Here is a 4088-nt window from a genome sequence, read left to right on the forward strand (position 1 = left end):
GCTTTTCTCTCCCTACGTTTTCGAAAATAATTCATATTCCAACTCCTATCAAGCTTGATAGACGATTTGTCCCTTACAGATGGTATATTTAACCTGCCCTTTTAAGGTTTCACCGATGAATGGTGAATTAGCTGCTTTCGAAGCAAAATGGGAGTCCACAAGGCGGTCAGCATTAGAATCAAAAATAGTGATGTCTGCTGGACCATTCTCAGCCAAGTAACCTGCTTCAAAGTTATAAAGTTTAGCTGGGTTGTAGGTCATTTTTTCAAGCAATTCCATCAAGCTTAACTCACCAGTTTCCACCAAATAGGTCAAGCCAAGAGATAGGGATGTTTCCAAACCTGTCATACCAGATGGTGCTTTGGTGATATCCTCAACATTTTTTTCATCCGCATGGTGAGGCGCATGGTCTGTCGCAATAACTGTGATGACACCTGACTTGAGACCTTCAATCACGGCACGACGGTCTGATTCCAAACGAAGCGGCGGATTCATCTTAGCATTGCTACCTTGAGTCAAAAGAAGTGCTTCTGTCTTAGAAAAATGCTGTGGCGCTACTTCTGCTGTTACTTGCGCACCTAGCCCCTGAGCAAACTCCACTACTTTAACACTTTCTTCCTTAGACAAATGCTGAATATGAACATGGGCCTTGATTGCATAGGCAATCATGACATCACGCGCCATCATAGCATACTCAGCCACCCCAGTCGCACCGCAGATATGGAAATGCTCTTTAGCAATATTTTCGTTAAAGCCAAGAACACCGTTCAAACCTGGATCTTCCTCATGAAGACTAATAAAGGTATTAAGCTTTTTAGCTTCCTCCATGGCTTCCTTGACAACTTTACTGCTTTCAAGCGGAATACCATCATCTGAGAACCCAACCGCCCCAGCTTCTAAAAGTGCCTTAAAGTCAGTCAAATCTTGCCCATTAAAATTCTTAGTAATGGTCGCAACCGTCTTGACATGAATTTTTTCTTTGGCAGCTGATTGAAGAACTTCTTGTAAAGTCTCCACGTCTGAAATGGTTGGACTAGTATTAGCCATCATGACAACCGTTGTAAAACCACCTGCCGCAGCTGCTAAGGCACCTGTATGAATATCCTCCTTGTGGGTTTGACCAGGTTCACGGAAATGAACATGGATATCAACCAGTCCAGGCGCAACCACAAGACCAGTAGCGTCAATCAGTTCTGCTCCTTCTTCTTTAATCTCAGGCGCAATTTTGACAATTTTCCCATCTCGGACCAAAACATCACACACTTGATCCAAACCAGACTTAGGATCCATTACACGACCATTTTTGATTAGTAGCATCTACTTTCTCCTTTATTCATAGAAATCAACTTGGGTATCCAACAATTTATCCCCATCATAAACAAACTTGGCTGAAAAGAAGGGTTTATCCTCTAAAAGCCACTCAACAAAGGTATGGTCACCTTCCCAAGTCGGCTTACTCAAAACCTCATCATAGGGAACCCATTCTAGCGTTCCCTCGTTGCAATCAATCAAGTCACCCTCGAACTCCGTCACCTTAAAAACATATGTGTACCAGTCTAAATCTGGTGTAAATTCAGGAAAAGTGATGACACCTTTTAGAACTGGCTTGGCTTTGAGCCCTGTTTCCTCAAGGATTTCACGCGCCGCGCATTCCTGAGGGGTCTCACCTCTCTCTAGCTTACCACCCACACCAATCCATTTCCCTTCATGAACATCATTGGGTTTCTTATTACGGTGGAGCATGAGCAGTTCCTTCCCGTTATCAATGTAGCAAATCGTCGCTAACTGAGGCATATTCTCTCCTTATCTAAGCCAATCGATTGGCTCTTGTCCTGTCTCTTTTAAGAATGCATTGGCCTTGGAAAAAGGCTTGGAACTCCAAAATCCTCTATAAACTGACAAGGGACTGGGATGGGCTGATTCGATAATCAAGTGATGAGGATTGGTAACTAAGGCCTTCTTCTTACGTGCATAAGCTCCCCAGAGTACAAAAACGACTGGTCTATCTAGATGATTGACCACCTGAATCACAGCATCTGTAAATGGCTCCCATATTTGACCCGCATGACCATTGGCTTGTCCAGCAGGAACCGTCAAACAAGCATTAAGAAGCAAGACTCCTTGTTCAGCCCAAGCTGTCAAATCATGAGATTTCTTAATCCCGATATCATCTGACAATTCCTTCAAGATATTTTGCAAGGATGGCGGAGCTGGGATAGAGTCAGGTACAGAAAAACTCAAGCCCTGCGCTTGACCTGGCCCGTGATAGGGATCTTGCCCTAGAATCACCACCTTAACTTCTTCTAGGGGTGTGGTCAAGAGAGACTGAAAAACCTTTTCCTTAGGTGGATAAACAGTTCCATGAGCATAGACCTGCTCCATAAACTGATTGATTTTCGCAAAATAACCTTCAGGTAATTGCTCCTTAATCAATTCATGCCAAGACGAGTGTTCCATAGTCGACTCCTTCATTTTTACTGCCTCTATTATAGCAAAAAGTGGCTATCTAAACCACTTTTTACAGTTTATCTAAGCAATCCAGCAAGTCTTGGTAAGAATAGACTTCGTAGGTTGGCTGGGCTTGTGTGTGATTTTCGAGGTGATGAGGATTGTACCAGATAGTATCAATCCCCGCATTATTGCCACCTTGAATGTCGGCGGTTAGGGAATCTCCAATCATCAGCGTCTCTTCTTTGCTAAAACCTTCAATCTGTTGACCAATTTTTTCATAAAAGAGAGCATCAGGTTTTTGTGTTTGCAATTGCTCAGAGATAAAGACTTGATTGAAATAAGGTGCTAGACCAGATTGAGCCAAACGACCCGTCTGAATGGCAGTAATGCCATTTGTCGCAGCATACAGCTCATAATCTCTCTCGATAAGGCTGTCTAAGAGTTCATGAGCGCCCGAAATCGTTTGTCCCTGTTGTGCGAGGTAAAATTGGTAACACTGGGCTAGAAAACTACCATCTTTTTCCTGTCCAAAATGAGCAAATAAACGAGAGAAGCGCGTGTTAACCAGCTCTTGTTTACTGATTTTCTTTTGCTCCAAGTCCTTCCAGAGAGCCTTGTTCATAGGAACATAATAGTCTTTATAAGCCTGAATATCTGAAACTCCTTCTTCTTTTAGAAGTTGGGTCAAAGCCACATCCTCAGCAACATCAAAATCAAGCAAGGTGTGGTCAAGGTCGAAGAATAGAAATTTGTAGGACAATTTGAGGTTTTCCTTTCTAAGATAAACAACTGTCACTTCAGCCAGCTGTTCAATGTAAAAACTTAAAAATGGTAAAGTATAACAAAAATAATAGATCCAATTGATTAACTAACCCATACTATTCTAGTGAATTATAGAAAAATACTTCTATAAATTCGAGCAATAGTTAAAATACAAACAAATATAATTCCCAAAATAGATAACACTATTTTCACAAAATTCATTTCAGAGCCTATTACATAGATATGAAAAAGAGGGGCTAGTCCTACACATATATACAATAGATAATTTATAAAGTTTATTTCACCAATTCCAGCAAAAAAATGTTTCATTTTAAATATCCCAATTTTACCTTTCGTCTTAATAATCCATTAACAACTCTATTGACTTCTCTTTTTTTGGAAAAATCTTGATAGCAAATTTGCTCCACTTAATGCCACTAAGATTTCAATGGGCAAAAAATAGTAATCCCATATCAAATGAGAAATCAGCAATGTTAGAAATAGTATACAGTCAATATAACTATTCTGAAAATACTCTGTAATTACATAATACAGAAATGCCACAACCACTGAAATTAAAACAACCATCATAATACTATCATCCTGTTCTTAATTTATTGTTACTTTTCTATCCCATTCATCAATAGCATTAAAAAATCCAATAAAGAAATGATTACCTACTCACTAATACTATTCTAAAATTTAATTTTTTGGGGGATTTAGTAACGCAATTCCAATTAGCAATACACCTAATATAAATAAAAGTATTTCCCAAAATTTATTCTCAGTTTTAATAAAAGGTATAAGATACATACTAACCAATATGGAACTTACTCCTAAAAGAGCAAAGACCACTCTGACTCTATCACTTAGTT

The 4088-nt window shown here is 39.7% G+C and carries 6 protein-coding genes; all 6 read right to left on the bottom strand.

Annotated elements, in window-relative coordinates; all coding sequences use genetic code 11:
* Positions 1 to 48 precede the first annotated feature (48 nt).
* The 6 genes from SMIDD26_RS06080 to SMIDD26_RS06100 all read right to left on the bottom strand — a co-directional run bounded on the left by SMIDD26_RS06080 (position 49) and on the right by SMIDD26_RS06100 (position 3804).
* A complete protein-coding gene (locus tag SMIDD26_RS06080) occupies positions 49 to 1317 on the bottom strand; it encodes a dihydroorotase (RefSeq protein ID WP_061439504.1) in 1269 nt (422 codons plus the stop codon).
* 12 nt (positions 1318 to 1329) lie between these two features.
* A complete protein-coding gene (locus tag SMIDD26_RS06085) occupies positions 1330 to 1794 on the bottom strand; it encodes an NUDIX hydrolase (protein ID WP_001135768.1) in 465 nt (154 codons plus the stop codon).
* A 9-nt stretch (positions 1795 to 1803) separates the two neighbouring features.
* On the bottom strand, positions 1804 to 2457 hold the full coding sequence (locus SMIDD26_RS06090) for a uracil-DNA glycosylase (RefSeq protein WP_061439505.1): 654 nt from the start codon (positions 2455 to 2457) through the stop codon (positions 1804 to 1806).
* Between the two features lie 61 nt (positions 2458 to 2518).
* A complete protein-coding gene (locus SMIDD26_RS06095; RefSeq protein ID WP_061439506.1) occupies positions 2519 to 3211 on the bottom strand; it encodes a pyrimidine 5'-nucleotidase PynA in 693 nt (230 codons plus the stop codon).
* Between the two features lie 131 nt (positions 3212 to 3342).
* Positions 3343 to 3543 (bottom strand): hypothetical protein, encoded by a 201-nt coding sequence (locus SMIDD26_RS12990; protein ID WP_134990180.1) that lies wholly within the window; start codon positions 3541 to 3543, stop codon positions 3343 to 3345.
* Between the two features lie 48 nt (positions 3544 to 3591).
* The gene (locus SMIDD26_RS06100) at positions 3592 to 3804 is read right to left on the bottom strand and encodes a hypothetical protein (RefSeq protein ID WP_061439507.1); all 213 of its coding nucleotides are present in this window, start codon (positions 3802 to 3804) and stop codon (positions 3592 to 3594) included.
* Positions 3805 to 4088 lie beyond the last annotated feature (284 nt).

The organism is Streptococcus mitis (assembly GCF_001579035.1).
In the GTDB taxonomy this organism is placed as follows: domain Bacteria; phylum Bacillota; class Bacilli; order Lactobacillales; family Streptococcaceae; genus Streptococcus; species Streptococcus mitis_J.